28 protein-coding genes, 1 tRNA gene and 1 other RNA gene are annotated in these 26,343 nt (G+C 38.7%); 21 read left to right on the top strand and 9 right to left on the bottom strand.

Going from position 1 to position 26,343, the window contains the following annotated elements:
• Nucleotides 1-32 precede the first annotated feature (32 nt).
• Together whiA and MKX37_RS25195 are read left to right on the top strand one after the other, a co-directional pair.
• Entirely contained in the window at nucleotides 33-983 is a 951-nt protein-coding gene (gene whiA, locus MKX37_RS25200; protein WP_002016082.1) for a DNA-binding protein WhiA, read from the top strand.
• 23 nt (nucleotides 984-1,006) lie between these two features.
• Complete coding sequence (locus MKX37_RS25195) at nucleotides 1,007-1,255, top strand: HPr family phosphocarrier protein (protein WP_002016081.1); 249 nt, start codon at nucleotides 1,007-1,009, stop codon at nucleotides 1,253-1,255.
• A 250-nt stretch (nucleotides 1,256-1,505) separates the two neighbouring features.
• Here the strand turns inward: MKX37_RS25195 and clpP are convergent, their stop codons facing one another.
• From clpP to MKX37_RS25155, 8 genes are all read right to left on the bottom strand, one after another.
• A complete protein-coding gene (clpP, locus tag MKX37_RS25190; protein ID WP_001049156.1) occupies nucleotides 1,506-2,087 on the bottom strand; it encodes an ATP-dependent Clp endopeptidase proteolytic subunit ClpP in 582 nt (193 codons plus the stop codon).
• A gap of 240 nt (nucleotides 2,088-2,327) precedes the next feature.
• Nucleotides 2,328-3,197: a DUF421 domain-containing protein gene (locus MKX37_RS25185; protein ID WP_002016080.1), complete on the bottom strand. Its 870-nt coding sequence runs from the start codon at nucleotides 3,195-3,197 to the stop codon at nucleotides 2,328-2,330.
• A gap of 20 nt (nucleotides 3,198-3,217) precedes the next feature.
• Entirely contained in the window at nucleotides 3,218-3,424 is a 207-nt protein-coding gene (locus MKX37_RS25180) for a DUF1657 domain-containing protein (RefSeq protein ID WP_002034728.1), read from the bottom strand.
• 9 nt (nucleotides 3,425-3,433) lie between these two features.
• Nucleotides 3,434-3,784 (bottom strand): stage V sporulation protein AE, encoded by a 351-nt coding sequence (gene spoVAE / locus MKX37_RS25175; RefSeq protein WP_000575919.1) that lies wholly within the window; start codon nucleotides 3,782-3,784, stop codon nucleotides 3,434-3,436.
• Nucleotides 3,781-4,797: a stage V sporulation protein AD gene (gene spoVAD / locus MKX37_RS25170; RefSeq protein ID WP_000938981.1), complete on the bottom strand. Its 1,017-nt coding sequence runs from the start codon at nucleotides 4,795-4,797 to the stop codon at nucleotides 3,781-3,783. The genes spoVAE and spoVAD overlap by 4 nt, the downstream gene beginning before the upstream one ends.
• Nucleotides 4,798-5,274, bottom strand: a complete 477-nt coding sequence (gene spoVAC / locus MKX37_RS25165; protein ID WP_002129887.1) for a stage V sporulation protein AC — start codon at nucleotides 5,272-5,274, stop codon at nucleotides 4,798-4,800.
• A gap of 28 nt (nucleotides 5,275-5,302) precedes the next feature.
• Nucleotides 5,303-5,791 carry a YhcN/YlaJ family sporulation lipoprotein gene (locus MKX37_RS25160; RefSeq protein WP_002167400.1) on the bottom strand — a complete coding sequence of 163 codons (489 nt, stop codon included), beginning with the start codon at nucleotides 5,789-5,791 and terminating at the stop codon, nucleotides 5,303-5,305.
• A 106-nt stretch (nucleotides 5,792-5,897) separates the two neighbouring features.
• Nucleotides 5,898-6,104 carry a DUF1657 domain-containing protein gene (locus tag MKX37_RS25155; protein WP_000216167.1) on the bottom strand — a complete coding sequence of 69 codons (207 nt, stop codon included), beginning with the start codon at nucleotides 6,102-6,104 and terminating at the stop codon, nucleotides 5,898-5,900.
• A 910-nt stretch (nucleotides 6,105-7,014) separates the two neighbouring features.
• Here MKX37_RS25155 and MKX37_RS25150 point away from each other — a divergent pair.
• The 11 genes from MKX37_RS25150 (at nucleotide 7,015) to eno (ending at nucleotide 17,547) form a co-directional block, all read left to right on the top strand.
• Complete coding sequence (locus tag MKX37_RS25150; protein ID WP_002129884.1) at nucleotides 7,015-7,215, top strand: hypothetical protein; 201 nt, start codon at nucleotides 7,015-7,017, stop codon at nucleotides 7,213-7,215.
• Between the two features lie 356 nt (nucleotides 7,216-7,571).
• A tRNA-Arg gene (locus MKX37_RS25145) sits at nucleotides 7,572-7,647 on the top strand.
• A 400-nt stretch (nucleotides 7,648-8,047) separates the two neighbouring features.
• Nucleotides 8,048-8,314: a hypothetical protein gene (locus MKX37_RS25140; protein WP_016121040.1), complete on the top strand. Its 267-nt coding sequence runs from the start codon at nucleotides 8,048-8,050 to the stop codon at nucleotides 8,312-8,314.
• A 511-nt stretch (nucleotides 8,315-8,825) separates the two neighbouring features.
• On the top strand, nucleotides 8,826-10,133 hold the full coding sequence (gene rpoN / locus MKX37_RS25135) for an RNA polymerase factor sigma-54 (RefSeq protein WP_002129881.1): 1,308 nt from the start codon (nucleotides 8,826-8,828) through the stop codon (nucleotides 10,131-10,133).
• 9 nt (nucleotides 10,134-10,142) lie between these two features.
• Nucleotides 10,143-10,388 (top strand): glutaredoxin family protein, encoded by a 246-nt coding sequence (locus tag MKX37_RS25130; protein WP_002089547.1) that lies wholly within the window; start codon nucleotides 10,143-10,145, stop codon nucleotides 10,386-10,388.
• 135 nt (nucleotides 10,389-10,523) lie between these two features.
• Nucleotides 10,524-11,552, top strand: a complete 1,029-nt coding sequence (gene cggR, locus MKX37_RS25125) for a gapA transcriptional regulator CggR (RefSeq protein WP_002089545.1) — start codon at nucleotides 10,524-10,526, stop codon at nucleotides 11,550-11,552.
• 26 nt (nucleotides 11,553-11,578) lie between these two features.
• Entirely contained in the window at nucleotides 11,579-12,583 is a 1,005-nt protein-coding gene (gene gap, locus MKX37_RS25120) for a type I glyceraldehyde-3-phosphate dehydrogenase (protein WP_002016071.1), read from the top strand.
• A gap of 139 nt (nucleotides 12,584-12,722) precedes the next feature.
• Entirely contained in the window at nucleotides 12,723-13,907 is a 1,185-nt protein-coding gene (locus MKX37_RS25115; protein ID WP_033731066.1) for a phosphoglycerate kinase, read from the top strand.
• A gap of 32 nt (nucleotides 13,908-13,939) precedes the next feature.
• Nucleotides 13,940-14,695 (top strand): triose-phosphate isomerase, encoded by a 756-nt coding sequence (gene tpiA, locus MKX37_RS25110; RefSeq protein WP_002016069.1) that lies wholly within the window; start codon nucleotides 13,940-13,942, stop codon nucleotides 14,693-14,695.
• Nucleotides 14,692-16,221 carry a 2,3-bisphosphoglycerate-independent phosphoglycerate mutase gene (gene gpmI / locus MKX37_RS25105; RefSeq protein ID WP_002129880.1) on the top strand — a complete coding sequence of 510 codons (1,530 nt, stop codon included), beginning with the start codon at nucleotides 14,692-14,694 and terminating at the stop codon, nucleotides 16,219-16,221. The genes tpiA and gpmI overlap by 4 nt, the downstream gene beginning before the upstream one ends.
• A gap of 30 nt (nucleotides 16,222-16,251) precedes the next feature.
• Nucleotides 16,252-17,547 (top strand): phosphopyruvate hydratase, encoded by a 1,296-nt coding sequence (eno, locus tag MKX37_RS25100; protein ID WP_002034740.1) that lies wholly within the window; start codon nucleotides 16,252-16,254, stop codon nucleotides 17,545-17,547.
• Between the two features lie 52 nt (nucleotides 17,548-17,599).
• On the opposite strand, the gene MKX37_RS25095 is transcribed toward eno, so the two are convergent.
• A complete protein-coding gene (locus tag MKX37_RS25095; RefSeq protein WP_033731065.1) occupies nucleotides 17,600-18,550 on the bottom strand; it encodes a nucleoside hydrolase in 951 nt (316 codons plus the stop codon).
• A 286-nt stretch (nucleotides 18,551-18,836) separates the two neighbouring features.
• On the opposite strand from MKX37_RS25095, the gene MKX37_RS25090 reads away from it, so the two are divergent.
• The 8 genes from MKX37_RS25090 to MKX37_RS25055 all read left to right on the top strand — a co-directional run bounded on the left by MKX37_RS25090 (nucleotide 18,837) and on the right by MKX37_RS25055 (nucleotide 26,018).
• Nucleotides 18,837-19,214 (top strand): CidA/LrgA family holin-like protein, encoded by a 378-nt coding sequence (locus tag MKX37_RS25090; protein WP_170935229.1) that lies wholly within the window; start codon nucleotides 18,837-18,839, stop codon nucleotides 19,212-19,214.
• On the top strand, nucleotides 19,211-19,903 hold the full coding sequence (locus tag MKX37_RS25085; RefSeq protein ID WP_002129877.1) for an LrgB family protein: 693 nt from the start codon (nucleotides 19,211-19,213) through the stop codon (nucleotides 19,901-19,903). Before MKX37_RS25090 ends, MKX37_RS25085 begins: the two co-directional genes overlap by 4 nt.
• 94 nt (nucleotides 19,904-19,997) lie before the next feature.
• Nucleotides 19,998-20,231 (top strand): preprotein translocase subunit SecG, encoded by a 234-nt coding sequence (gene secG / locus MKX37_RS25080; protein ID WP_002016062.1) that lies wholly within the window; start codon nucleotides 19,998-20,000, stop codon nucleotides 20,229-20,231.
• Nucleotides 20,232-20,392: 161 nt separating this feature from the next.
• A complete protein-coding gene (locus MKX37_RS25075; protein WP_162836430.1) occupies nucleotides 20,393-21,133 on the top strand; it encodes an alpha/beta hydrolase in 741 nt (246 codons plus the stop codon).
• Between the two features lie 222 nt (nucleotides 21,134-21,355).
• Nucleotides 21,356-23,776 carry a ribonuclease R gene (gene rnr / locus MKX37_RS25070; protein ID WP_370458377.1) on the top strand — a complete coding sequence of 807 codons (2,421 nt, stop codon included), beginning with the start codon at nucleotides 21,356-21,358 and terminating at the stop codon, nucleotides 23,774-23,776.
• A gap of 336 nt (nucleotides 23,777-24,112) precedes the next feature.
• Nucleotides 24,113-24,580 (top strand): SsrA-binding protein, encoded by a 468-nt coding sequence (gene smpB, locus MKX37_RS25065; protein ID WP_002034685.1) that lies wholly within the window; start codon nucleotides 24,113-24,115, stop codon nucleotides 24,578-24,580.
• A 125-nt stretch (nucleotides 24,581-24,705) separates the two neighbouring features.
• Nucleotides 24,706-25,060: a transfer-messenger RNA gene (gene ssrA / locus MKX37_RS25060) on the top strand.
• 457 nt (nucleotides 25,061-25,517) lie between these two features.
• Nucleotides 25,518-26,018 (top strand): GNAT family N-acetyltransferase, encoded by a 501-nt coding sequence (locus MKX37_RS25055; protein WP_002184681.1) that lies wholly within the window; start codon nucleotides 25,518-25,520, stop codon nucleotides 26,016-26,018.
• Nucleotides 26,019-26,343 lie beyond the last annotated feature (325 nt).

Raw genomic sequence — 26,343 nt, 5'->3', positions numbered from 1 at the left:
TTCCAAAGTAATAGTATAAGGAGGTGTTGACTGTGTCATTTGCATCAGAAACAAAGAAAGAGTTGACCAACCTTGAAATGAAGGAATGCTGCGAGAAATCAGAATTATCGGCGTTGCTTCGAATGAACGGATCGCTTTCTTTTTCAAACCGTCGCCTATCTATCGATATTCAAACGGAAAATGCAGCAATTGCAAGAAGGATTTATACGCTTTTGAAAAAAGGATATGATGTGACGGTAGAATTACTTGTTCGTAAAAAAATGCGATTGAAGAAAAATAATGTATATATCGTGCGGCTTGTTGAGAAGTCTCGCGAAATATTAGCAGATCTTCACATTGTTCGAGATGACTTTTCGTTTATTCGAAATATATCGCAGGAATTAATCGAGAAGAAATGTTGTAAACGATCGTATTTACGCGGTGCATTTTTAGCAGGTGGTTCAGTAAATAACCCAGAAACATCATCTTATCATTTAGAGATCTTTTCGTTATATAAGGAACATAATGATTCTATATGTGAACTGATGAACGGATTTGATTTAAATAGTAAGACGTTGGAAAGAAGAAAAGGGTACATTACGTATTTGAAAGAAGCTGAAAAAATTACAGAGTTTTTAAATATTATAGGTGCCCATAATGCACTTTTAAGATTTGAAGATATTCGAATTGTTCGCGATATGCGTAATTCAGTAAATCGTTTAGTTAACTGCGAAACAGCTAATTTAAATAAAACAATTGGTGCAGCGCTAAGGCAAATTGAGAACATCCGCTATATTGATGAGACGGTTGGGCTTGATATTTTGCCAGATAAATTAAGAGAAATTGCACAGTTACGAAGAGATTATCAAGATGTAACATTGAAAGAGTTAGGTGAGATGGTATCCGGGGGGAAAATTAGTAAATCGGGTATTAATCATCGTTTGCGTAAAATCGATGAAATTGCAGAGAAATTACGCGCGGGGGAAACAGTAGCAAAAAAATAAAAGGTTAAAGGGGAAATGGAGCTGTGGTTCAAAAACTGGTTAAAGTGGCATTAAAAAACGGCTTACAAGCACGTCCGGCTGCGTTGTTTGTACAAGAGGCAAATCGCTTTCATGCGGATATCTTCATCGAGAAAGATGGAAAGACAGTGAATGCAAAGAGCATAATGGGGATTATGAGCTTAGCAATCGGAACTGGTAGCATGATTACAATCACAACAGAAGGTTCAGATGCAGAAGAGGCTTTGGAAGCATTAACTGCATATGTACAATAAAGGGTTATCGCGAATGTGCGATAGCTTTTTTTATTTTTCTGTTTGTGGGGTGCGTGGTTGGTGTGGTAACGAATGATCGGTGGGTATATAGCTGGTTCGCGCTTGTCGGAAATTGTCGGTAAGTCGATAAGTTGTGGTCGATAAAATTGAAAAATCACCGATATATTGGATTAGATACTAGGTGGGGTATGTGATACTCTTGTACATAATAAAAAAGCGCCCTGTAGTAGGGCGCTTCCGCTTTTAGTTATTAACGATTTGTAAAGATCTTATCGATTAAGCCGTATTCTAGAGCTCTTTCTGCTGTCATGAAGTTGTCGCGGTCTGTGTCGCGTTGTAGAACTTCAAGTGGTTGACCTGTGCGGTCAGCAAGAATTTGGTTTAATTTTTCACGTAAGAATAGGATACGTTTTGCAGCGATTTCGATTTCAGTCGCTTGACCTTGTGCACCGCCAAGTGGTTGGTGAATCATTACTTCACTGTTAGGAAGAGCGAAACGTTTTCCTTTTTCACCTGCTGCAAGTAAGAATGCACCCATAGATGCAGCCATACCGATACAGATTGTTGATACTTGTGGTTTAATAAACTGCATTGTATCGTAAATTGCCATACCAGCTGTGATAGAACCACCAGGGCTGTTGATGTAAATGTGAATATCTTTTTCTGGATCTTGAGATTCCAAGAATAAAAGCTGGGAAACGATTGAGTTTGCTACATTGTCATCAATTGCGCTACCAAGCATAATGATGCGATCCTTTAATAGTCGAGAGTAAATATCGTAAGCGCGTTCTCCACGATTTGTTTGTTCAATTACTGTAGGAATTAAATTCATCTGTTATTTCCTCCTTTAAAAGCTTTCTTAGTCTTATAATACAATTATGGTCAATGAAGGTCAAACGAAACCACTTTAAATCAAAAAATATGTAGTTGTATCATGATTTATTCGCTATGTTTTTAAAATTCCCTGCTTATGTATCTTCAACATCATAACCGAATTACATAAATTTAAACGTGATTAATGGTGTGGAAAAGGCAAAAGAACGCCTTTTGTATAGAAGCGTTCTTTCATTTTTTATTCTTTTAACAGATAGGTTACTTTATTTAAGATTTTCTCGATTTGTTTTGCGTTTTTACTATACATATCACTCGCTGATTTTGATTTCGTTTCTAAAGAGAATAATTCAAGATCAGCATTGCATTTCTTTAAGGATGCTAATAATAAAGGCTTGTTTTGAGGAGAAGGCATTTGGAGTTTATCATTATAGATGTCGATAGTAAGTTGTCCGTATGAATCAACTTGACCAAGAAAGACATTTTCAATGACAACACCGAGTTTTTCTAGCTCAGAATGTAACCAAGCGCGATTATGTCCGCTAGCAGAAAGAGGTTCATCTAGTACATTTCCATCCATAATAACAGTTTGCGGTTCTTTTTCGTTTGGCACTTTTAAGCTGATATCTTTTGCTGTAAGTGGTTGGCGATCTTTCTTTAATAATACATTTAATTCACCGCTCGGTTCTAGTACAGCAAATTCAACATCAGCTACGCTGAACGCATTTTTTCCTCTGAGAAGCTCAAGTAATTCATCACTTGTATACTTTTCTTTCTTTAAATTATCTTCAAGTATTTTGCCGTCTTTTATTAATACGGTAGATTTTCCTTCAAAAAAATCTCGAGCTGTTTTGTTCTTTAAAGAGAGGATTCCAGTGAAAAAAGGTACCACAGCGAAAATGAGTATCGCAAAGACGCCGTGGAAAAATTTTGAATCAAGCCCTGTAGATACTTGGGCAGCGATGTCACCGATTGTCATTCCGGCTATGTATTCAAAAAAGGAGAGCTGAGAGATTTGTCTTTTTCCTAACCATTTCGTAATAGCGAATAAAATAATTAATATGAATACAGAGCGAAGAATGACAAGTGTCCATTCCGGCAGGTGAGACATAGTCATTTCCTCCAGTCTACTTAAAACCCTTTATATTGAGGTTCTTCACGTTCTAATACTGAAACTCTATTCTGTAAATCGGTGATGATGCTGTCCATTTCTAACATACATTCATGAAATACACGTTTTGATTCCGCGTCCTGTGAATTTAGTGAAAGGGAGCTTAAACTTGCTTGAGCGCCCCTTACACTGGCAAGGCAGGTTTTAACGCTAGCGATAACTGTCATACGAACACCTTATCCTTTCGGTTTGAATAGCAATGCTCCAATGAAGCCGAAAATAATGGCAGCTGATACACCAGCACTCGTTACTTTAAACATGCCGGTAATAACGCCGACGATGCCATGTTTGGCTGCTTCCTCCATCGCGCCATGAACGAGGGCATTACCGAAACTTGTAATAGGTACAGTTGCCCCAGCGCCTGCAAAGTCGATTAATGGTTCATACAGATTGAATCCATCTAATATAGCTCCAGCAACAACGAGTGTTGCCATCGTATGAGCGGGGGTTAGTTTGCCGACATCAAACATAAGCTGTCCGATTACGCATATGAGTCCACCAATGACGAAAGCCCAGAAAAAAATCATTGCGTTGCACCTCCAAATTCAATCGAAACAGCGTGAGCGATACACGGAATCGTTTCTTCTTGTTGGAATGTAAGTGGAGATAGTAAAGCGCCTGTCGCAACGACAAGTATTTTTTTGAATTCTCCTCTTTTCATTCGGTTTAATAAATGTCCGTATACGACTGTTGCTGAACAGCCTGGACCACTTCCACCAGCTATGACAGGTTGACCTTCTCTATAAATGATGATTCCGCAATCTTGAAATTGCTCGCTCTTTACCTTTGTTCCATGTTTATGTAGTAGGTCGTAAGCGATTTCGCGACCGACATGTCCAAGGTCACCTGTTACGATTAAGTCGTAATAAGAGGCGTCAATTTGTCGTTCGCGTAAATGAGCTTCAATCGTATCGACAGCAGCTGGGGCCATCGCACCACCCATATTAAAAGGATCTGTTAGTCCCATATCAATAACTCGTCCAATGGTGGCCGATGTTACTTGTGGACCATATCCAGTGTCGCTTAAAATAGCCGCGCCTGCACCGGTCACTGTCCACTGAGCCGTAGGAGGTTTTTGACCACCATATTCAGTTGGATAGCGGAATTGTTTTTCTACCGCAGCGTTATGACTTGATGCCCCAGTTAATAAATACTTTGCACCTTTTGCATTTACGATACTTGCACCGAGTGCTAAGCCTTCCATAGAGGTAGAACAGGCGCCGAATAAACCGAGATAAGGTGTTCCGAGTGTGCGGCATGCAAAGCTCGTTGGAGTTATTTGGTTAATTAAATCCCCTGCGAGTACGAATTGAATATCGTCTTTACGGAGCTTTGCCTTTTCGGTAGCGCGGCTACAAGCTTCTTCAAATAAAATTTTATGCGCCTTTTCGTAAGAATCTTGTCCGAGCCATAAATCTTCATGCAGGGTATCGAAGTCTTCAGGAATTTTTCCATTTGCCTCAAATGGGCCACCGACTACACCTGTTGAGATGATAACTGGTTTGTTTTCGAATACCCATGTTCGGTGTCCTTGTAACATTTACAGCCCTCCCCATTGAAAGAGAATCGTTTTAATAAGAGCGATGACAAAAGCTGAAAATACGCCAAATAAGATGACCGATCCTGCTAGTTTAAACATGTTACCACCAACGCCGAGAACGAACCCTTCTGTACGGTGTTCAATACATGCGGCAATAACAGAGTTACCAAATCCAGTAACGGGAACTGCGGTACCAGCACCAGCAAATTGTCCGAGGCGATCGTAGACGCCAAATCCCGTCAGTAGCATGGAGATAAAAATAAGAGTTGCAACGGTAGGGTTCCCGGCAGATCTTTCAGTGAAATCAAAGTACGTAATATAAAAGGTGGAAATCAGTTGGCCTATTAGACAAATTAATCCCCCGACGAAAAAAGCTTTCATACAATTTTTTAAAACGGGGCGCTTCGGTTCGCGCTGTTGTTCGAATTTTTTATATTCTTGTTGCACAGGTGTTAAATTTTTATCTTTACTAGACATTTGAATCCTTCCTTCTCTTTTAGAAAGCTTAAATATTAGATCCCATTTCTGATTGAATGAGTTTTAACTGTTCTTTAATGTCATCCTTACTCACTTTCTTTTTCTTAATTTTGTTTTCAAGTTCTTCTATGAGCATAAAAATCTTTTTGTCTGTACTTACACGAATATCGAAAGTAGGGTTTTCATCACTTAGCTTCTTTTTTAATTTACTTCGTAAAGGTTTTAAACCAAATCTTTCGTGGTGTTCAGGTTTAACGGCTATGTAAAGATCTAAATTTGTATTAACTGCGGTAGCTTCTATAATTCCCTCCATAGCAAGAGCTTTTTTCTTAGCGTCTTGCGATATAGATTGATTAAAGGATTCTGTACTCATTTTTGTTAATTTAGGGCCCTTTTTCTCATCTGCCCGCTTAGCTTCTTCTTTCTTTACTTTTTTATCTAACGGGCTATTATCACATCCGGTAAGTGAACCGAATAGGAGCATAAATAACGCGGTTATGATTCCAAGTTTTCGCATTATAATCATTCCATTTCTATTGCATTATGTAATTTGAGAAAAAAGGATGATTGCATATCATCCTTTTTCTCAAATTGTGTACCATTAGATGAAATGGCACTTTTGGTTATTGCTGTGTGTATTGTGGTTCTTCTTGCTGGACTTCTTCAACACGCGGGTTTAAAGAATCGATAATTGTTTGTGTTTGCTGCGCAGCTGTTTGGAAAAGTTGCTTTGCTTGTTGGTTATCCGTATCAAGAGCGAATCCCTCTAAGCTAGCTTGTGCACTTTTTAATCCAGAAACAGTTTGCTTTAGTTTTGTAATTACAGTCATTGAATGAAGCCCCCTTTGGAATATCAATTCAAAGATTATAATTTGTGAGTTGGGGTGAATTTATGATTGGAAAATTTAGGTTTTTGAAGTTAAAGCTTTGATTCAAGCGTCAATGAATTCTGTGTTATAGTGGCGCTTTATAAGATGGAAGAGGATAATATGTAATTCATGATGTAGGTATGTTACCTGTTGAAGATTAAAAAGTAACTGAAAATTACACGAGGTTAAATTTCTAATTATTCACAAAAAACATATCAATAAAATATATATTTCTATTCTTGTAGTTATTTTTAATTTAAAATAAAATTTTCTTGTATAGTAAAAAAAAGGATGTGTTCAGTTTTAAAAAAATAATATCTTCATTATCTTATTCGTTCAATCGAAGTCATTCACGAAAGAAGAACGTTATTAAATCAACGTTTCTTTTAATGCATAAAACATTTACGAATTGTTTTGTTCATCGAAAGTCTTGCGAATTCTTTTAAATCAACGTTTAGAAGAGAAAGTCGAAAGTAACAAAAGTCATTTATGTTGTATTCGTCATTCATCAAAATGAATACGCTATTCACCACAAGCCAACCCAAACGAAAATTTTCCGAACCCTCCAAGCCACCCCGCTGAGCCGTCGCAGGAGTCCCTTAGAGATAGTATTTGTGATTTTTGAATCAGGGGGTTGATCTCTCGCGAAGTCCTGACGCAGCCCAGCGAATTGTCTTTTACCCAATCCTCGCCGAGTTTCTACTATCAAAGAAAATAACGTTTCTAATGCGATTGGGCAGCCGTTATCGGAACTTACCCCCGACAGTGTGTTAAAATTAATCGAAGCGGAAAACGAGGATCTCCAATTGACTGAACGTGTGATCGGTTGGACAGTTTAAGAGGGTTGTATAAAAAGGGAGATGGCGCAAAGATGGTGAGATCAAAAGAGAATGATTTAACGGAGAAATTGGCAGAAGGTCACCGAGAATATGGTGACGGCAACTTTACAGTACAGAACATCGGTGATGAAACTAACCCGAATTGGACTGTCGTAAAAAATGTGAGGAAGGGATCGGCAGGCATTCGTGAAGGGGAAGATATATTTAGCCTGCGATCAAAATATATAAAATAGTGCGGAGATGGGCGGGCATCACTTCGCCTGTCTTTTTTTTATAGACTATATGCGAAAAGTACGATGCCGAGAGATGCAATTCTAGACGATTAGATTTAATATGATGAAGTATGAGCCTATATGCGTTCTATTTCGATTTAAGTAGATTAAGGGGGAACGAAAGAAGGAAAACTGCGCACTAAAGCTAGTGTAGAAGAAGTTTTTATGCTTGCGTATTAGGTTAGCGTCAGGATATAATATCCATATGTAAAGAAGCGAACGTCTACGTGTTGGTGTTCGTATCCTACGTTTAACTTTCGGTAAGAACAAGTCGGAAGAAGACGGAGGCAAACCGTTGATATTATCGTAATAATCATGCGCCCATAGCTCAGTCGGATAGAGCGGTGGTTTCCGGTACCACGTCTGCCGGGGGTTCGAATCCCTCTGGGCGCGTTATGTATTGTTGTTGTGATGTGTTCTATTTAAAAGTATTGAGTAAATAGCACATAATAGCGTGAAGAACGTGTTGAAAATTAATAGTAAATCTAAAGAAACCCCTTGTATGTGATTAGAAATAATCGTGTATAGGGGGTTTTTCGTTATGAAAAGAATTAAAGAGTGAAATGCAATTCAAATCAGAACAGATTTTAGCACTAAAAGAAATTGTAACGAGATATATTGCACAAGCGTATTGTTAAGTTGCTGAACGAAGATATGAAACGTAAGATAGTAGTGATTCACAAAGCAATAGGGACAGGCTAGCCGTCTTTGCCAGTAAGCTGAAGTTTAATAAAAGTGATCATCTTTCGTTGGCATTATCGGACTTTCTTGACCGTTATGAAGGAGAAGAAGAATGAAAAAAGGTTCTCGCAAGCTATTTGAAATAAAATCGTTTCTTACATGTATTGAAGAAGAGGAGTGCGGAGAAAAGGTCTATTATGTAACGATGGAACATCATAACAGTAGTGTGACTCGTCACAAGATAACGAAAGATGATGCATTCGAAATGTTAGTTGCGTATGCAAAAGGAATACCTGAAATCATGGAGGGCTTCATGGAAGATGAAAATTTCAATGAAGTTTATAAGATAACGGCATCGCTAGGTATTTATTGCAGTTAAGTAAAAAGTACATGTCATAAATGTTGTTCACTTGTAAGAATAGACCCTGGAAAAATAACTCAGAGGTAATCCAAGTCACAATTCGAAAATTACACAAAGCAGATAAACAAGAAAGTATCTTTATAGCAAATCGCAACGCTGTGAATTTGGTGCGTGTGGTACTCGTAGAGGATACGAACGGAATTAATCTATCAAATGAAAATGCGACAATGGTGAAGAAACGTGTAATATTCGATATGTACTCGCCATTGTAAAAAAAGGTCTGAACTTACAAGTATAAGTTCAGACCTTTTTTTATTATCACTTGTTATATCTGATAATAAGATTTACTATTAGTATGTGGTAATAACTTTTATGCGTTATTATTTTCTTTCAATATTATTCAAATTTAGGTTGTAAGATGTAAATCTCATTAATACATATAAATTAATAATATTTTGGAATGGGTGTCTGCGATAGGATTCTCCTTTTACCAAACTTATTGTACAATAGAAACAAGGGGGAGATTAGTTTGAAGGCAAGTCTTTTACAAGAACAAAGCTTACGTTTGGCAATGACACAAGAGTTAAGGCAAGCGATTACAATGCTCCAGTATAATGTACAAGAATTATCGGAGTTTTTGTATGAGCAATCGTTAGAGAATCCCCTTATTGAGTTAGGTGGTTTTGAGAGGGAGAAGAAAAAGAGCTCTAACACAAGTAAAAGTACCCGCAAACAAGTCGAGAATCAAATGGAAATCTACAGTGTGGATTCTACAACGATTCAGCAACATTTATTAAATCAACTACAGTATTATAAAATAGATGAAGAAGAGCGAAAAGCAGCTTCTTTCATTATTATGAACATGGATGGAAATGGTTATTTACAAGAAACAAATGAAGAGTTATCAGAGCTTCTTTCTGCGCCAATTGATGTAGTGGACTGTTCCGTGGAGCTTGTTCAATCGTTAGAGCCAGCAGGGGTAGGTGCGCGTAATATTCAGGAATGTCTATCAATCCAATTGAAGCGCTTACAAAGAAGAAATGGGTTAGCGGAAGAAATTATAGATGATCATTTTAATTATTTCGTTAAGAAAGATTGGCGAAAGCTCGTTCAAGTGTTGAAGTGTACCAACGAGGAATTACAGGATGCGGTGAACTGTATTACATCATTGCAGCCGAAACCAGGTCTTGCATTTTCTTCTGATAAACCACTTTATATTGTGCCTGATATGGCGGTAAAAAAAGATGGCGATCATCTCGTTTTACAGATGAATGAGAGAAATATGCCAAGAATTGAAATTCACTCTGAGTATAGTGCGTTACTAAATAATAGTGAAAGTGAAGTGGCTTCTTACGTATCGGAGAAGTATCAGCATGTGCAATGGATTATGCGCAGTTTGAAACAGAGAAAACAAACACTCTTACAAGTGATGAATATTATTATGGAAAAACAGCATGATTTCTTCTGGGGAGGTCCAGAGTATTTAAAACCACTTGCATTAAAAGAGGTGGCGGAAGAGTTAGGTGTGCATGAGTCTACAATTAGTCGTGCAACGCGTAATAAATATGTGCAAACGCCGTACGGTTTATTTGAGATGAAATCATTCTTTAGTAATTCTATTTCTACGACGGAAGATGAGGCGGTTTCTACAAAGCGTGTGAAACAATTCATTCAAACGCTTGTTGGAGCAGAAAATAAGAAAAAGCCACTTTCGGATCAAAAGATTTCAAAATTATTAGAAGAAGAGCATGAAATCGTTATTTCTCGAAGAACGGTTGCGAAGTATAGAGAACAAATGCATATTCCTGCTTCGTCTCTAAGAAAAACAATTGGATAGGTGAAGAAGATGAAGGTTGTACTATATACAAAAAAAGATTGTGGTCTTTGCGTGAAGGCGAAACAAGTTTTAAAAGAAGTACAATATGAATATTCTTTTCAAATTGAGGAAATAGATATATATGAAGATAATGACCTTTTAGAGAAATACCATCTAATGATTCCTGTTGTAGAAATAGGCGGAAGACAAGTAGAATATGGTAACATTCACAAAGGTGTCATAATAAACTATATAAACAATGCAGTTAAGAGTTGAATAAGTTTCTGTCTCCTGTTACAATAATACACGTAGCAGGGATTATTTTTTTAACCTAAGTGGGACACAAAATGTCACTATGGGACATAAAATGACCACGAAGGGAAATGAACCGATGTAGTGAGGAGAAAAGATATGCGCTCATGGATTCAGAACACAAAAAAATTATTACCTGATCTGCTACCTGTTATGCAAACGAGAATGCAAGTGCTTCAGTACATTAGGCTTATGCAGCCGATTGGAAGAAGAAACTTATCTGCAAGTCTCGGTATGACAGAACGAGTATTGCGAAGTGAAGTTCAAGTTTTGAAAGAACAAAACTTAGTTCACGTCGCTTCTTCTGGAATGACTTTGACAGAAGAAGGAACAGCTTTAGTTCTTGCTTTGGAAGACTTTATGAAAGAAATTTCCGGGTTAAAGGTTTTAGAAAAACAACTTAAGGAAACATTAGACTTGGATGAAGTTTTCGTTGTCCCTGGTGATAGTGATGAATCACCTTGGGTCAAACTGGAGATGGGCCGTGCTTGTGTGACTTGTATAAAAGACCGTCTGACAGTGAATAATATCGTTGCTGTGGCTGGAGGAACTACGCTAGCTGCTGCTGCGGACATGATGCAACTTGATTGCAAAGATTTACATATGCTATTTGTCCCAGCACGTGGTGGAATTGGAGAAGGTGTCGAGTTAGAAGCCAATACCATTTGCGCCAAAATGGCACAAAATACGATGAGTAATTATCGCTTATTGTATGTTCCAGATCACGTTAGTAGCGAAGCATATGCGTCTATTGTAACCGAGCCCTCCGTGAAAGAAGTTCTTGAGTTGATTCGATCTTCCAATATCGTCATTCATGGAATTGGTGATGCGTTAACAATGGCACGTCGCAGAAATACTTCAGAAGCAGATTGGTTAAAGATTCAGGCAAGCGAAGCAGTTGGCGAAGCTTTCGGTTACTACTTTAATGAACAAGGAAATGTTGTTCATAAAGTAAGAACAGTTGGTATGCAACTTGAAGATTTACAACATGTATCTCACGTTGTCGCAGTCGCTGGAGGTTCTTCAAAAGCAAAAGCAATACAGGCTGTAATAAAGCAAGGGCACACTTCAATTCTAATTACAGATGAAGGTGCAGCAAAACAATTAACAAAGGGTATTACCCTTTAATATAATCCCCCAAGGAGGAAATTTAAATGACTAAAATTGGTATTAATGGATTTGGACGTATCGGACGTAACGTATTCCGCGCAGCTCTTAACAACTCTGAGGTAGAAGTAGTAGCGATCAACGACTTAACAGATGCTAAAACATTAGCTCACCTTTTAAAATATGATACAGTTCACGGAACTTTAAATGCAGAAGTATCTGCTAACGAAAACAGCATCGTTGTTAACGGTAAAGAAATTAAAGTTATCGCTGAGCGTGACCCAGCTCAATTACCATGGAGCGACTACGGAGTAGAAGTAGTAGTAGAATCTACTGGCCGTTTCACTAAAAAATCAGACGCTGAGAAACACTTAGGTGGATCAGTTAAGAAAGTTATCATCTCAGCTCCAGCTTCTGACGAAGATATCACTGTAGTTATGGGTGTTAACCATGAACAATACGATGCAGCTAACCACAACGTAGTATCTAATGCTTCTTGTACTACAAACTGTCTAGCTCCATTCGCTAAAGTATTAAACGAAAAATTCGGCGTAAAACGCGGAATGATGACAACAATTCACTCTTACACTAACGACCAACAAATCTTAGACTTACCACACAAAGATTTACGTCGTGCTCGTGCAGCAGCTGAAAACATGATCCCAACATCTACTGGTGCTGCTAAAGCTGTAGCATTAGTATTACCAGAACTTAAAGGTAAATTAAACGGCGGCGCTGTACGTGTTCCAACTGCTAACGTTTCTCTTGTTGACTTAGTTGTTGAACTTGACAAAGAAGTAACAGTTGAAGATGTAAACGCAGCATTCAAAGCAGCTTCTGAAGGCGAATTAAAAGGTATCCTTGGATACAGCGAAGAGCCATTAGTATCTATCGACTATAACGGATGTACAGCTTCTTCTACAATCGATGCATTATCTACAATGGTAATGGAAGGTAACATGGTTAAAGTACTTTCTTGGTACGATAACGAAACTGGTTACTCTAACCGCGTAGTAGACCTAGCTGCATACATGACTTCTAAAGGTCTTTAATTCTTAAGTATATAAGCAATCAATGACAAAACGAGGGAGAGGGTTTGTTCCCTCTCTCTCTTCTTTCGTTTTAGAAGCAAATGTGTTAAGCTTTTGAATGGGTTTTGTCAATCCTAACTAGTAGTCGGAGGGAAATCCAATGAACAAAAAATCAATTCGTGACGTAGATTTAAAAGGTAAGCGTGTATTTTGCCGCGTTGATTTCAACGTACCTATGAAAGAAGGCAAAATTACAGATGAAACTCGTATCCGTGCAGCTCTTCCTACAATTCAATATTTAATAGAGCAAGGTGCGAAAGTAATTTTAGCAAGTCATTTAGGCCGTCCAAAAGGTGAAGCAGTAGAAGAATTACGTCTTACTCCAGTAGCAGCACGTTTAGGCGAGCTTCTTGGTAAAGATGTTAAAAAAGCGGACGAAGCATTCGGACCAGTTGCACAAGAAATGGTTGCAGCAATGAACGAAGGCGACGTATTAGTTCTTGAAAACGTACGTTTCTATGCGGGCGAAGAAAAGAACGATGCAGAACTTGCGAAAGAATTTGCAGCTCTTGCTGATATCTTCGTAAACGATGCATTCGGTGCAGCTCACCGTGCTCACGCTTCTACAGCAGGAATCGCAGACTACCTACCAGCAGTATCTGGTTTATTAATGGAAAAAGAGTTAGATGTATTAGGTAAAGCACTTTCTAACCCAGAACGTCCATTCACAGCTATCATCGGTGGTGCGAAAGTAAAAGATAAAATCGGTGTAATTCGTCATCTATTAGACAAAGTAGATAACTTAATCATCGGTGGCGGACTTGCTTACACATTCGTTAAAGCATTAGGTCATGAAATTGGTCTATCTCTATGTGAAAACGACAAAATTGAACTAGCTAAAGAATTTATGCAACTTGCAAAAGAAAAAGGCGTAAACTTCTATATGCCAGTTGATGTTGTAATCACAGAGGAATTCTCTGAAACTGCAACAACTCAAATCGTTGGTATCGACTCTATCCCTTCTACATGGGAAGGCGTGGACATCGGTCCTAAAACACGTGAAATTTATGCAGATGTAATTAAAAACTCTAAGCTTGTTGTATGGAATGGACCAATGGGTGTATTCGAAATGACTCCATTCGCAGAAGGTACAAAAGCAGTAGGGCAAGCATTAGCAGATGCAGAAGATACATACTCTGTTATCGGCGGTGGTGACTCTGCAGCAGCTGTTGAAAAATTCGGTATGGCTGATAAAATGAGCCACATTTCTACTGGCGGCGGTGCGTCATTAGAATTCATGGAAGGTAAAGAACTTCCAGGTGTAGTGTGTCTTAACGACAAATAAGTAGCAGCCAAAGAAAAAGGACGGTGCAAAGCATGCGTAAACCAATTATCGCAGGTAACTGGAAAATGAATAAAACTCTATCTGAAGCAGTTAGCTTCGTAGAGGAAGTTAAAGGTCAAATCCCAGCAGCTTCAGCTGTTGATGCAGTAGTTTGTTCGCCAGCTCTATTCTTAGAGCGCTTAGTAGCAAAGGCTGAAGGAACTGACTTACAAGTAGGTGCACAAAACATGCACTTCGAAAAAAATGGTGCATTCACTGGCGAAATTAGCCCAGTAGCACTTAGCGACTTAAAAGTAGGCTACGTAGTACTTGGCCACTCTGAGCGTCGTGAAATGTTTGCTGAAACAGACGAGTCAGTAAATAAAAAGACTCTTGCAGCATTTGAACATGGTTTAACACCAATCGTTTGTTGTGGTGAGACTTTAGAAGAGCGCGAAAGCGGAAAAACATTTGATCTAGTAGCAGGTCAAGTAACAAAAGCACTTGCAGGTTTAACAGAAGAGCAAGTTAAAGTAACTGTTATCGCTTATGAGCCAATCTGGGCTATCGGTACAGGTAAATCTTCTTCTTCTGCAGATGCAAATGAAGTATGTGCGCACATCCGTAAAGTTGTTGCAGAAGCTGTTTCTCCAGAAGCTGCAGAAGCTGTTCGTATTCAATACGGCGGTAGCGTAAAACCAGAAAACATTAAAGAGTATATGGCACAATCTGACATCGACGGCGCTTTAGTTGGCGGTGCTAGCTTAGAGCCTGCTTCGTTCTTAGGTCTTCTGGGGGCGGTAAAATGAGAAAGCCAACAGCTTTAATCATTCTTGATGGTTTCGGACTACGTGAAGAAACTTACGGGAATGCTGTAGCACAAGCTAAGAAACCTAATTTTGATGGTTACTGGAACAAATTCCCTCACACAACGCTTACAGCTTCTGGTGAGGAAGTAGGTCTTCCAGCAGGTCAAATGGGTAACTCAGAGGTTGGTCACTTAAATATCGGTGCTGGCCGCATCGTATATCAAAGCTTAACACGCGTAAACGTTGCAATTCGTGAAGGTGAGTTCGATCAGAATGAAACTTTCCAAAATGCAATTAAAAGCGTGAAAGAAAAAGGTACTGCTCTTCATTTATTCGGTTTACTTTCTGATGGTGGTGTGCACAGTCACATGAACCATATGTTTGCTCTTCTTCGCTTAGCAGCAAAAGAAGGCGTGGAGAAAGTATATATCCATGCATTCTTAGATGGCCGCGATGTTGGACCACAAACAGCAAAAGGTTATATCGATGCAACAAATGAAGTAATTAAAGAAACAGGAGTAGGACAATTCGCGACTATCTCTGGTCGTTATTACTCCATGGACCGTGACAAGCGCTGGGATCGCGTAGAAAAATGTTACCGTGCTATGGTGAATGGTGAAGGCCCTACTTATAAATCAGCAGAAGAGTGTGTAGAAGACTCTTATGCAAATGGTATTCATGATGAATTCGTATTGCCGTCTGTAATTGTTAACGAAGATGACACGCCAGTTGCAACAATCAATAATGATGATGCAGTTATCTTCTATAACTTCCGTCCAGACCGTGCAATTCAAATTGCTCGTGTATTTACAAACGAAGACTTCCGTGAGTTCGATCGTGGTGAAAAAGTACCTCACATTCCTGAATTCGTTTGTATGACACATTTCAGTGAAACTGTAGATGGTTACGTGGCATTCAAGCCAATGAACCTTGATAACACATTAGGTGAAGTTGTTGCGCAAGCGGGATTAAAGCAACTTCGCATCGCGGAAACTGAAAAGTATCCGCACGTTACATTCTTCTTTAGCGGTGGTCGTGAGGCTGAATTCCCAGGAGAAGAGCGTATTTTAATTAACTCACCGAAGGTTGCAACGTATGACTTGAAACCTGAAATGAGCATTTATGAAGTAACGGACGCTTTAGTAAATGACATTGAAAATGATAAACATGATGTTATCATTCTTAACTTTGCAAACTGTGATATGGTTGGCCATTCTGGGATGATGGAACCAACAATTAAAGCAGTAGAAGCAACTGACGAATGTTTAGGAAAAGTTGTAGAAGCGATTCTTGCAAAAGATGGTGTAGCACTTATTACTGCTGACCATGGTAATGCCGATCAGGAGTTAACTGCTGAAGGTGGACCAATGACAGCTCATACAACTAACCCGGTTCCTTTCATCGTTACAAAAAATGATGTAGAGCTTCGTGAAGGTGGTATTTTAGGAGATATCGCCCCAACAATGCTTACACTTTTAAATGTGGAACAACCGAAAGAAATGACAGGTAAAACAATTATTAAATAATTTGCTTATATAAAAAGGAGAGAATTTATTATGTCAACAATTATTGATGTTTATGCTCGCGAAGTCCTTGACTCTCGTGGTAACCCAACTGTAGAAGTAGAAGTTTACACAGAAAGCGGCGCATTCGGACGCGCTATCGTACCAAGTGGTGCATCTACTGGTGAGCACGAAGCAGTAGAATTACGTGACGGTGACAAATCTCGTTACCTTGGTAAAGGTGTTCTTAACGCAGTAAACAACGTTAACGAAGCAATCGCTCCAGAAATCGTTGGTTTCGACGTAACTGACCAAGCTGGTATCGACCGTGCTATGATCGAATTAGATGGCACTCCAAACAAAGGTAAACTAGGTGCTAACGCTATCCTTGGTGTATCTATGGCAGTAGCTCACGCAGCAGCTGACTTCGTAGGTCTTCCATTATACCGTTACCTTGGTGGATTCAATGCAAAACAATTACCAACTCCAATGATGAACATCATCAACGGTGGTTCTCACGCTGATAACAACGTTGACTTCCAAGAGTTCATGATCTTACCAGTTGGTGCTCCAACATTCAAAGAATCAATCCGTATGGGTGCTGAAGTATTCCATGCACTTAAAGCTGTATTACATGACAAAGGTCTTAACACTGCAGTAGGTGACGAAGGTGGATTCGCTCCAAACCTTGGTTCTAACCGTGAAGCATTAGAAGTAATCATCGAAGCTATCGAAAAAGCTGGTTACAAAGCTGGCGAGAACGTATTCTTAGGAATGGACGTTGCTTCTTCTGAGTTCTACAACAAAGAAACTGGTAAATATGACCTTGCAGGCGAAGGCCGTACTGGCTTAACTTCTGCAGAAATGGTTGATTTCTACGAAGAGCTTTGCAAAGACTTCCCAATCATCTCTATTGAAGATGGTTTAGACGAAAACGACTGGGATGGTCACAAATTATTAACTGAGCGTATCGGTGATAAAGTACAATTAGTTGGTGACGATTTATTCGTAACTAACACTCAAAAACTTGCTGAAGGTATCGAAAAAGGTATCTCTAACTCAATCTTAATTAAAGTTAACCAAATCGGTACTTTAACTGAGACTTTCGAAGCAATCGAAATGGCTAAACGTGCTGGTTACACAGCAGTTGTATCTCACCGTTCTGGTGAAACTGAAGATGCTACAATCGCTGACATCGCAGTTGCAACTAACGCTGGCCAAATCAAAACTGGTTCTATGAGCCGTACTGACCGTATTGCTAAGTACAACCAATTATTACGTATCGAAGACGAGCTAGGCGAAATCGCTGTTTACGCTGGTTTACAATCTTTCTACAATATCAAACGATAATTGTAGAAAATAACGACAGACCGTGAGAAATCACGGTCTGTTTTTTTTTTTGCTAAAATTGTTCGTCTGTCATAAGTGACATGAAGTATTTAAAGAAGAGATTATAATCAAAATCGATAGCAATTTGCTGCGAGGGCCGATTGGTGAATGGGTTTGATCCTACTAAAGAGCGGAAATCACCGATGCTTGCTCCTTGAGCGTAAGATTCGGTCATGACGGTAATTGGTGATTTGTAGTAGGTAAACATAGAATTATCAAGTAAAGCTAATATCGGTATCGTGTCATGAAAAGGGCAGCCTTTTAATCGTGGTAAAATTTTTTCGTAATATCCATAGTAGTAATGATCGAATAGAGGTTTGACGAGAGAAGCCTTTCCTTTCGCCTCAATATATTCAGCCATATCAGGTGTAACGATGGAATACTGAGTTACATTTAACGGGTATATGTACATGTTGGATGCAGATTGTAATACAATGTTAGCCGCGATTGGATCGCCATAAAAATTCGCTTCTGATACGGGAGTTACATTACCTGGGTGCAGAAAGGAACCACCCATTACATAATAAGATTTAATTTGCTGCATTAAGTTTTTACATAAAATAAATAAAGCAGCTAGGGAAGTGAGTCGCCCTAAACTTACAATGATTAGTTCGTCTTTATACTGCTCGATAAGAGGGATAACTTCAAAAAAATTCTCCATTTCTCCGTTTTGTAACTTTTCATTTGGGATGATTGGCCCTAACCCTTCTTCACCGTGAATATTAGTAAAAAAAGCGGGTGGACCTCCATTGAGAGGACGGTCTGAACCACCAAATATTTTCATATCTCTATTTCTTGATTTTTGTTTAAGAAAATGAGCATTTTGTACGGCCATTTCTTTTGGAACATTGCCGTAATCAGCGACAATCCCAACAATTTCAATTTCATCGATAAAGAATGCGAGGAGGAGGGCTATCGCATCGTCGATTCCAGGATCACAAAAAATGAGAATTTTTTTAGACATACGTTCACCACCTATCTTTATATATATATGTGTGCTAGAGAGAAGGCAGAATAAAAATGGAGTGAAGGATTTTGTTTTATTAAAATAATAACCATCAAAATTCAGAAAATATAAACTTTATATATTAGGTCAAGGTTTTTGACGTAAATTACATTAGGAAACGCAGTCATATCAAGGGTGTAAGCGTATAATATAGTGGGTTTTCGTTGTCGATTTGATAAATTGCAGGTTTTTACAATTTATACTATGATAAGGATATTAACAGAAGATCGTATAAACATGAGGGATGATGAACATGAAACTTACAAAGATTCTTGTCCAAATTGCTGCTCTTTATGTATTTTATATCGTTGGAAATTGGGTGCAAGAAATGTTGAATCTTCCGATTCCAGGAAGTTTGATTGGGATGTTCCTCCTACTTGTTTTGCTTAGCCTAAAAGTACTTCCAGTGAAATGGTTTGATTTAGGAGCAGAAACACTCGTTGCTATTATGCCGTTTTTATTAATTCCGCCAACGCTTGGCTTAATGAATTACGGTGCTTTTTTTATGAGTAAAGGAATTTCCCTTTTCATTACAGTTGTAGCGAGTACGTTTTTAATTATTATTGTCGCAGGACATACAGGACAATATCTTGCGAATAGAAAGGAAAAAGAGACACAATGAGCCAAATATTAATCGGAATCGGTTGGGTTCTTTTTACGGTGCTATTATATCAATTATCTAAAAAAATCTACAAATTATTTCCAACACCATTTACCATTCCAATGCTTGTTGCAACAGGATTAATGGCTTTCTTATTTATAATGCTTGATATACCATATCAAAATTATATGGAAAGTGGTGGTGGCTGGATTGCGAAGCTATTAGGACCAGGTGTTGTAGCATTTGCAATCCCGCTTTATAAACAACGTCATGTTCTGCAAAAATATGTTGTACCAATTGCTGGTGGTGTATTAGTAGGTACAACAGTTGCTATTGCAAGTGATTTTGCTATCGCCACACTTATGGGAACAGATAAAAGCTTAATTTTATCTTCTTTACCAAAATCAGTGACAATGCCAGTTGCGATGAGTGTATCTGAACAAGTTGGTGGTGTCCCGTCCTTAACAGCAGCATTCGTCGTTATCGCAGGGATTACTGGAACGATTTCAGGACCAATTTTATTAAAATGGAGCCGTGTTACAAACTCAGTTGGTAAAGGGATTGGCTTTGGATGTGCGTCTCATATTATGGGTGTTATGAGAGCGATGAAAAATAATGAGCATGAAGGTGTTATTGGATCGGTAACAATGACATTAACAGCAATTTTGACATGTTTGCTTGGACCGTTATTCGCAATGATGTTCATGTAATAGAAGAAAAGCGAGAGCGATTCTATAGCTCTCGCTTTTCTATAGGATTTATGCTACATTTAAAATAACTGAATCTTTGTAGGAGGTACGCCAAGTGCATACGTTATTATCAGTTTTACTTATTATTGTATCGATTTTAATGATTGTTATGGTACTTATGCAGTCTAGTAATAGCTCAGGCCTTTCAGGCGCTATTTCAGGTGGTGCAGAGCAATTGTTTGGTAAGCAAAAAGCACGTGGAATTGAAGCGGTATTAAACCGTGTTACAGTTGTCTTAGCTGTACTATTCTTCGTACTAACAATTGGTGTTACGTACTTAAATTTATAAAATTAAAAGAAGAAGCGTTAGCGGATTATGCTAATGGTTCTTCTTTTTTTGATTTGTTATTCAAAAAAAGTTTCTAATTAGATTATAGAATTATAAATATGGTACACTAAGAATAGAAAGAATACGACTAGATTACAGAAGAGAAAGAGGAGAAGTACATGATGAAATTAGCATCTCCGAAACCATTTACATTTGAAGGTGGAGACCGCGCTGTTTTATTATTACATGGATTCACAGGGAACTCAGCTGACGTACGCATGCTAGGGCGTTTCTTAGAGAAGAAAGGCTATACTTGTCATGCGCCAATTTACAAAGGACACGGTGTACCACCAGAAGAGCTTGTTCATACAGGCCCTGAAGACTGGTGGAAAGATGTAATGAATGCCTACCAGCATTTAAAAGATCAAGGTTACGAGAAAATAGCTGCGGTTGGATTATCATTAGGCGGAGTATTCTCATTAAAACTTGCTTATACATTACCGATTTTAGGTGTTGTACCAATGTGTGCACCGATGTACATTAAAAGTGAAGAAATTATGTACCAAGGTATATTGGCATATGCCCGCGAATATAAAAAGCGTGAGCAAAAATCACCAGAACGAATTGAGCAGGAAATGTTTGAATTTAAACAGACACCAATGAATACATTAAAAGCATTACAGGAGTTGATTCGTGACGTACGCAATAATGTTGATATGATTTATGCTCCAACATTCGTTGTACAAGCACGTCATGATGAGATGATTAATACAGATAGTGCTAACATTATTTATAACGGTGTAGAATCTACGTTAAAAGACATTAAATGGTATGAAGACTCTACGCATGTCATTACACTTGATAAAGAACGTGATGTGCTACATGAGGATGTATATAACTTCTTGGAGCAACTAGATTGGTAAGGTCTAGTTGCCTCTTTTTTTCATAAGGGAATTTTTATCCCGCTATTTGTGGGCTAATAATCAGTGGGGACGGACAAAAAACCACTGGTTAAAGTTACACTTTATGAAAGCTGTAAAAAATCATTGGGAGATGATTAAAGTTTCACTTTATACATCCCCCATCTTTCGGATACACTAAATAATATAAGGGTTTAAAGGAGGTATTTCTGCTTGGAAGAAATCATGCAAGAACATATTGATAAGTTGTTATTATTTATGAGGGAAGAAGCGTATAAACCGTTAACGATACAAGAATTAGAATCGGCATTTGGAATCGAAGGCTCTGAGGGCTTTAAAGATTTCGTAAAGGCACTTGTAATGATGGAAGAGAAGGGGCTTGTTATCCGCACACGTAGTAACCGCTACGGTCTTCCAGAAAAAATGAATTTAGTACGCGGTAAATTAATTGGGCACGCACGTGGTTTTGCGTTCGTCGTTCCAGAAGAGAAGAAAACAGGAGATGATGATCTTTTCATCCCGCCGACAGAATTAAATGGTGCACTTCATGGTGATACAGTATTAGCACGTGTTAGCGCACAATCAAGTGGATCACGCCAAGAAGGCGCGATTGTTCGTATTTTAGAGCGTGGAACGAAGGAACTAGTTGGTACATATACAGAGTCAAAGAACTTTGGATTTGTTATACCTGATAATAAACGCTGGACAAGTGACATTTTTATCTTGAAAAGTGCATCTATGGGCGCTGTAGAAGGCCATAAAGTAGTTGTGAAAATTACGGGCTACCCAGAGAACCGTTTAAGCGCAGAAGGTGAAGTTATTCAAATTCTAGGTCATAAAAATGACCCAGGAGTAGATATTTTATCTGTCATTCATAAACATCATTTACCTTTAGCATTCCCTGAAGAAGTGATGGAGCATGCAAACAGTGTACCAGAAACGATTTCAGAAGAAGATATAAAAGATCGTCGTGATTTACGTGATCAAATGATTGTTACAATTGATGGTGCGGATGCGAAAGACTTAGATGACGCTGTTACAGTAACGAAGCTTGAGAACGGTAACTATAAGCTTGGCGTTCATATTGCGGATGTAAGTCATTACGTTCAAGAAGGTTCTCCAATTGATGTTGAAGCAGCAGAGAGAGCAACGAGTGTATATCTTGTAGACCGTGTAATTCCGATGATTCCGCATCGTTTATCAAACGGTATTTGTTCATTAAATCCGAAAGTAGACCGTCTGACACTATCTTGTGAAATGGAAATCAACAATCTAGGTGATGTTGTAAAACACGAGATTTTCCAAAGTGTAATTAAAACGACAGAGCGTATGACGTATGCTGACGTAAGAAGCATTTTAGAAGATGAAGACGAAGCACTAATTGAACGTTACGAGCCGCTAGTACCAATGTTTAAAGAAATGGGGCAGTTAGCACAAATTTTACGTGAAAAACGTATGCGCCGTGGTGCGATTGACTTTGACTTTAAAGAAGCGAAAGTACTAGTAGATGAAGAAGGAAAACCGACTGATGTTGTAATGCGTGATCGTTCTGTATCAGAGAAGTTAATTGAAGAGTTTATGCTTGTTGCGAACGAAACAGTAGCGGAGCATTTCCACTGGATGAACGTACCGTTTATGTACCGTGTCCATGAAGATCCGAAAGAAGATAAGCTTGAGCGTTTCTTCGAGTTTGTAACAAACTTCGGATATGCAGTAAAGGGACGTGCGAATGAAATACACCCTCGTGCATTGCAGCAAATTCTTGAAATGGTTCAAGGTCAGCCGGAAGAAATAGTCATTTCAACAGTTATGCTTCGTTCTATGAAGCAAGCACGTTACGATTCGAACAGCTTAGGACATTTTGGTTTATCAACTGAGTTCTACACGCATTTCACATCGCCAATTCGTCGTTACCCAGATACGATTGTTCATAGATTGATTCGTGAATACATCATTAATGGTAAAGTAGACAACGAAACGCAAGCGAAATGGCGTGAAAACTTACCTGAGATTGCAGAGCACTCTTCTAATATGGAACGCCGCGCTGTTGAAGCAGAGCGTGAAACAGACGAAATGAAAAAAGCAGAGTATATGGTCGATAAGATCGGTGAAGAGTATGACGGTATGATTAGCTCTGTAACAAACTTCGGTTTATTCGTAGAGCTTCCAAATACAATTGAAGGTCTTGTACACGTTAGCTATTTAACAGATGATTACTACCGTTATGACGAAAAACATTTTGCGATGATTGGAGAACGTACAGGTAACGTATTCCGCATCGGTGACGAAATTACAATTCGTGTTATTAACGTAAATAAAGACGAGCGTGCAATCGACTTTGAAATCGTTGGCATGAAAGGCACACCTCGTCGTAAGTTCAAAGATCGTCCAGTTGTGATTGAACAGCCAAGAACAGGCAGAAAGAAACGCGGTGGACGTAGCGAACGTAGTAATGAGCGCGGTGGTGAACGCGGCACAGGAAGAAAGTTTGATCGTGGTGGACAAGGAAAAGGAAAAGCATCTGCATCTGCATCCACATCCGCTAGTCAGCCAGGGAAAAAAGATGGTAATAGTAATGGTAAGAAGAAAAAAGGATTCTTTGAAAATGTACCAGGATTCAAGAAGAAAAAGAAAAAGCGCAAGTAAGAAAAGAGTGGCTTCGCCTTACATTCTGAGCGAGCCACTTTCGCTTTTTGTTGAATCCAGCTACAGTGGCTAGAATGTTCGGTGGCTTCGCTTCTTCCCAGGAGGCAAAGAGCGCCTCAAGGTCAGAAGCTCCATCCACCTCACATTCTGAGCGAGCCACTTTCGCTTTTTGTTGAATCCAGCTACAGTGGCTAGAATGTTTGGTGGCTTCGCTTCTTCCCAGGAGGCAAAGAGCGCCTCAAGGTCAGAAGCTCCATCCACCTCACATTCTGAGCGAGCCACTTTCGCTTTTGGTTTACATTTGTTACAATAGTAAAAATAGAGGAGGGACGTTATATGCCAAAAGGTACAGGTAAGGTTATTGCGCAAAATAAAAAGGCATTTCATGATTATTTCATCGAAGAAACATACGAAGTAGGGCTTGTCCTTCAAGGAACGGAAATTAAGTCGATTCGCGCTGGACGCGTGAACTTGAAAGATGCGTTTGCACGTATACATAACGGTGAAGTATGGGTTCATAATATGCATATTAATACATATGAACAAGGGAATCGTTTCAATCACGATCCGCTACGTACAAGGAAGTTACTTCTTCATAAAAAAGAAATTGATAAGCTAGCAGGTTACGCAAAAGAAACAGGATATGCATTAGTTCCAGTTAGAATCTATTTGAAAAATGGATTTGCGAAAATGGCACTTGGTTTAGCAAAAGGTAAGAAGCAATATGATAAGCGTCACGATTTAAAAGAGAAAGAAGCTAAACGTGAAATTGCACGCGTGTTCCGTGATCGTCAAAAGATGTAATACAGATATTTACATTTGTAAAACGGCGCGCGTATGATATAATAACTTATGTAAGATTGTTGCACATTGAAAAACAGCTCTTAGTAGCTATCACGATATTTCTTCGTATGCTCCATTTTTATCATGGGGACGTTACGGATTCGACAGGGATAGTTCGAGCTTAGGTTGCGAGTCGAGGGGATCGGCCTCGTTAAAACGTCAAAGCCTATAATTGGCAAACAAAACAATCTTTCTTTAGCTGCTTAATTGCACTAAAGGTTCCTCCCTCCATCGTCCATGTGGTAGGGTAAGGGACTCAAACTAAGTGGACTACGCCGGAGTTCGCCGTCTGAGGGCGAAGGAAGAGAACAATCAGACTAGCAACTTGGAAGCCTGTCGATAGGCCGAAGAGTTCGCGAAATGCTAATATATCGACTACACTCGTAGAAGCTTAAGTGCCGATATTTTTGGACGTGGGTTCGACTCCCACCGTCTCCACCAATACATATTTGGTGGTTTTTTTATTTTGTATGTGATATGAACCATAAGTTTGCCGTTCCGGCAAGCTTATGGTTCTTTTTGTTTGCGGCAAACTTATGCTTCCAGGATTTGAAGAATATTTTTAATGTCGCTTTTAAATAAAGTCACGATGTTTATAAAAAAGACGCGATGTTTTCTCCCTTTGGATCTGTTTATCTAAAGGGGTGTTTTTATAGTGAAAAGAAGATTTGAACTGAAAGACGGATTAAGGAACTGTTGAGTAGCAATAAAGTTACTCAACTAAAGGGCCATTTTGTGGAATAACACTTAATAAGAAAATTAGATATTTCTGTTAAAGAATATAGAGAATATTATGAAGAAACGTACTTAAGCTAAGTGGCAGGTTAGTTGAAGAAGGAATTTCTCTAAACTTGGAAGAATTTATATTCAAAAATATGTTAAGGAGCTTGTGAATTATATGGAATCCATTAGCAAAAGCGAAGTGAAGCTACGAGATATCACAGAGGAAGATCTTCCTATCTTTTTCGAACAACAACTAGATTCAACGGCGAACTATATGGCTGCCTTTACAGCTAAAGATCCCACTGATAAGGACGCATTTTTTGACCATTGGAAAAAAATTATCGCTGACGAGACTATCACAATTAAGACTATATTATTCAATGGCATTGTCACTGGACACGTCTCGAACTTTGAACAGTTCTGCGAACCCGAAGTAAGCTACTGGATTGGGAAGGAATACTGGGGTCATGGTATTGCAACTAAAGCGTTGTCAGAGTTTCTGGAGTATATTAAGGTACGCCCGCTCTATGCTCGTGCCGCTAAAGATAATCTCGCCTCCATTAGGGTATTGGAAAAATGCAGGTTTAAAATCATCTCTGAAGATAAGGGTTTTTCCAACGCAAGAGGCAAGGATGTTGAAGAATTTATTTTGAAGCTCGAATCTTATGATAGGTAATTTAATACCGTAATACTATTGGAGCGGTTCTTGACTAAGAAACCTTCTGTTGTTTAACCAACGGGTGCTTTTCTTCAATAAGGTTTGAATAATGATCTTTAGTAATCGGACGCGATTGTTGAGCAAACACAGATAGAAAAATGATTAAACTTTTTATAAAAAATTATTCACTAGCAACAAATAACCCAAGCATTTTGATCAAACTTTTTTCAAAATGTTTGGGTTTCTTCTGTTGAAAAATCAATTTTTGTAGCATGCTTTTAATCAAACTTTATTACAAACCAACAGTATTCACGGCAAGCTTATGGGTTAATAATTAATCCAC

The organism is Bacillus sp. FSL R5-0709 (assembly GCF_038004785.1).
GTDB classification, from domain to species: Bacteria; Bacillota; Bacilli; order Bacillales; family Bacillaceae_G; genus Bacillus_A; species Bacillus_A mycoides.
This window is presented reverse-complemented; position numbering and strand designations above follow the sequence as displayed.

Bases quoted from the DNA above. Each gene is read 5' to 3' on its own strand.
- clpP (WP_001049156.1), bottom strand. From the start codon at position 2,087: ATGAATTTAATTCCTACAGTAATTGAACAAACAAATCGTGGAGAACGC.
- MKX37_RS25185 (WP_002016080.1), bottom strand. From the start codon at position 3,197: ATGTCTCACCTGCCGGAATGGACACTTGTCATTCTTCGCTCTGTATTC.
- MKX37_RS25180 (WP_002034728.1), bottom strand. From the start codon at position 3,424: ATGACAGTTATCGCTAGCGTTAAAACCTGCCTTGCCAGTGTAAGGGGC.
- spoVAE (WP_000575919.1), bottom strand. From the start codon at position 3,784: ATGATTTTTTTCTGGGCTTTCGTCATTGGTGGACTCATATGCGTAATC.
- spoVAD (WP_000938981.1), bottom strand. From the start codon at position 4,797: ATGTTACAAGGACACCGAACATGGGTATTCGAAAACAAACCAGTTATC.
- spoVAC (WP_002129887.1), bottom strand. From the start codon at position 5,274: ATGTCTAGTAAAGATAAAAATTTAACACCTGTGCAACAAGAATATAAA.
- MKX37_RS25160 (WP_002167400.1), bottom strand. From the start codon at position 5,791: ATGCGAAAACTTGGAATCATAACCGCGTTATTTATGCTCCTATTCGGT.
- MKX37_RS25155 (WP_000216167.1), bottom strand. From the start codon at position 6,104: ATGACTGTAATTACAAAACTAAAGCAAACTGTTTCTGGATTAAAAAGT.
- MKX37_RS25150 (WP_002129884.1), top strand. From the start codon at position 7,015: ATGGTGAGATCAAAAGAGAATGATTTAACGGAGAAATTGGCAGAAGGT.
- MKX37_RS25140 (WP_016121040.1), top strand. From the start codon at position 8,048: ATGAAAAAAGGTTCTCGCAAGCTATTTGAAATAAAATCGTTTCTTACA.
- MKX37_RS25130 (WP_002089547.1), top strand. From the start codon at position 10,143: ATGAAGGTTGTACTATATACAAAAAAAGATTGTGGTCTTTGCGTGAAG.
- cggR (WP_002089545.1), top strand. From the start codon at position 10,524: ATGCGCTCATGGATTCAGAACACAAAAAAATTATTACCTGATCTGCTA.
- gap (WP_002016071.1), top strand. From the start codon at position 11,579: ATGACTAAAATTGGTATTAATGGATTTGGACGTATCGGACGTAACGTA.
- MKX37_RS25115 (WP_033731066.1), top strand. From the start codon at position 12,723: ATGAACAAAAAATCAATTCGTGACGTAGATTTAAAAGGTAAGCGTGTA.
- tpiA (WP_002016069.1), top strand. From the start codon at position 13,940: ATGCGTAAACCAATTATCGCAGGTAACTGGAAAATGAATAAAACTCTA.
- gpmI (WP_002129880.1), top strand. From the start codon at position 14,692: ATGAGAAAGCCAACAGCTTTAATCATTCTTGATGGTTTCGGACTACGT.
- eno (WP_002034740.1), top strand. From the start codon at position 16,252: ATGTCAACAATTATTGATGTTTATGCTCGCGAAGTCCTTGACTCTCGT.
- MKX37_RS25095 (WP_033731065.1), bottom strand. From the start codon at position 18,550: ATGTCTAAAAAAATTCTCATTTTTTGTGATCCTGGAATCGACGATGCG.
- MKX37_RS25090 (WP_170935229.1), top strand. From the start codon at position 18,837: ATGATGAACATGAAACTTACAAAGATTCTTGTCCAAATTGCTGCTCTT.
- MKX37_RS25085 (WP_002129877.1), top strand. From the start codon at position 19,211: ATGAGCCAAATATTAATCGGAATCGGTTGGGTTCTTTTTACGGTGCTA.
- MKX37_RS25075 (WP_162836430.1), top strand. From the start codon at position 20,393: ATGAAATTAGCATCTCCGAAACCATTTACATTTGAAGGTGGAGACCGC.
- rnr (WP_370458377.1), top strand. From the start codon at position 21,356: ATGCAAGAACATATTGATAAGTTGTTATTATTTATGAGGGAAGAAGCG.
- smpB (WP_002034685.1), top strand. From the start codon at position 24,113: ATGCCAAAAGGTACAGGTAAGGTTATTGCGCAAAATAAAAAGGCATTT.
- MKX37_RS25055 (WP_002184681.1), top strand. From the start codon at position 25,518: ATGGAATCCATTAGCAAAAGCGAAGTGAAGCTACGAGATATCACAGAG.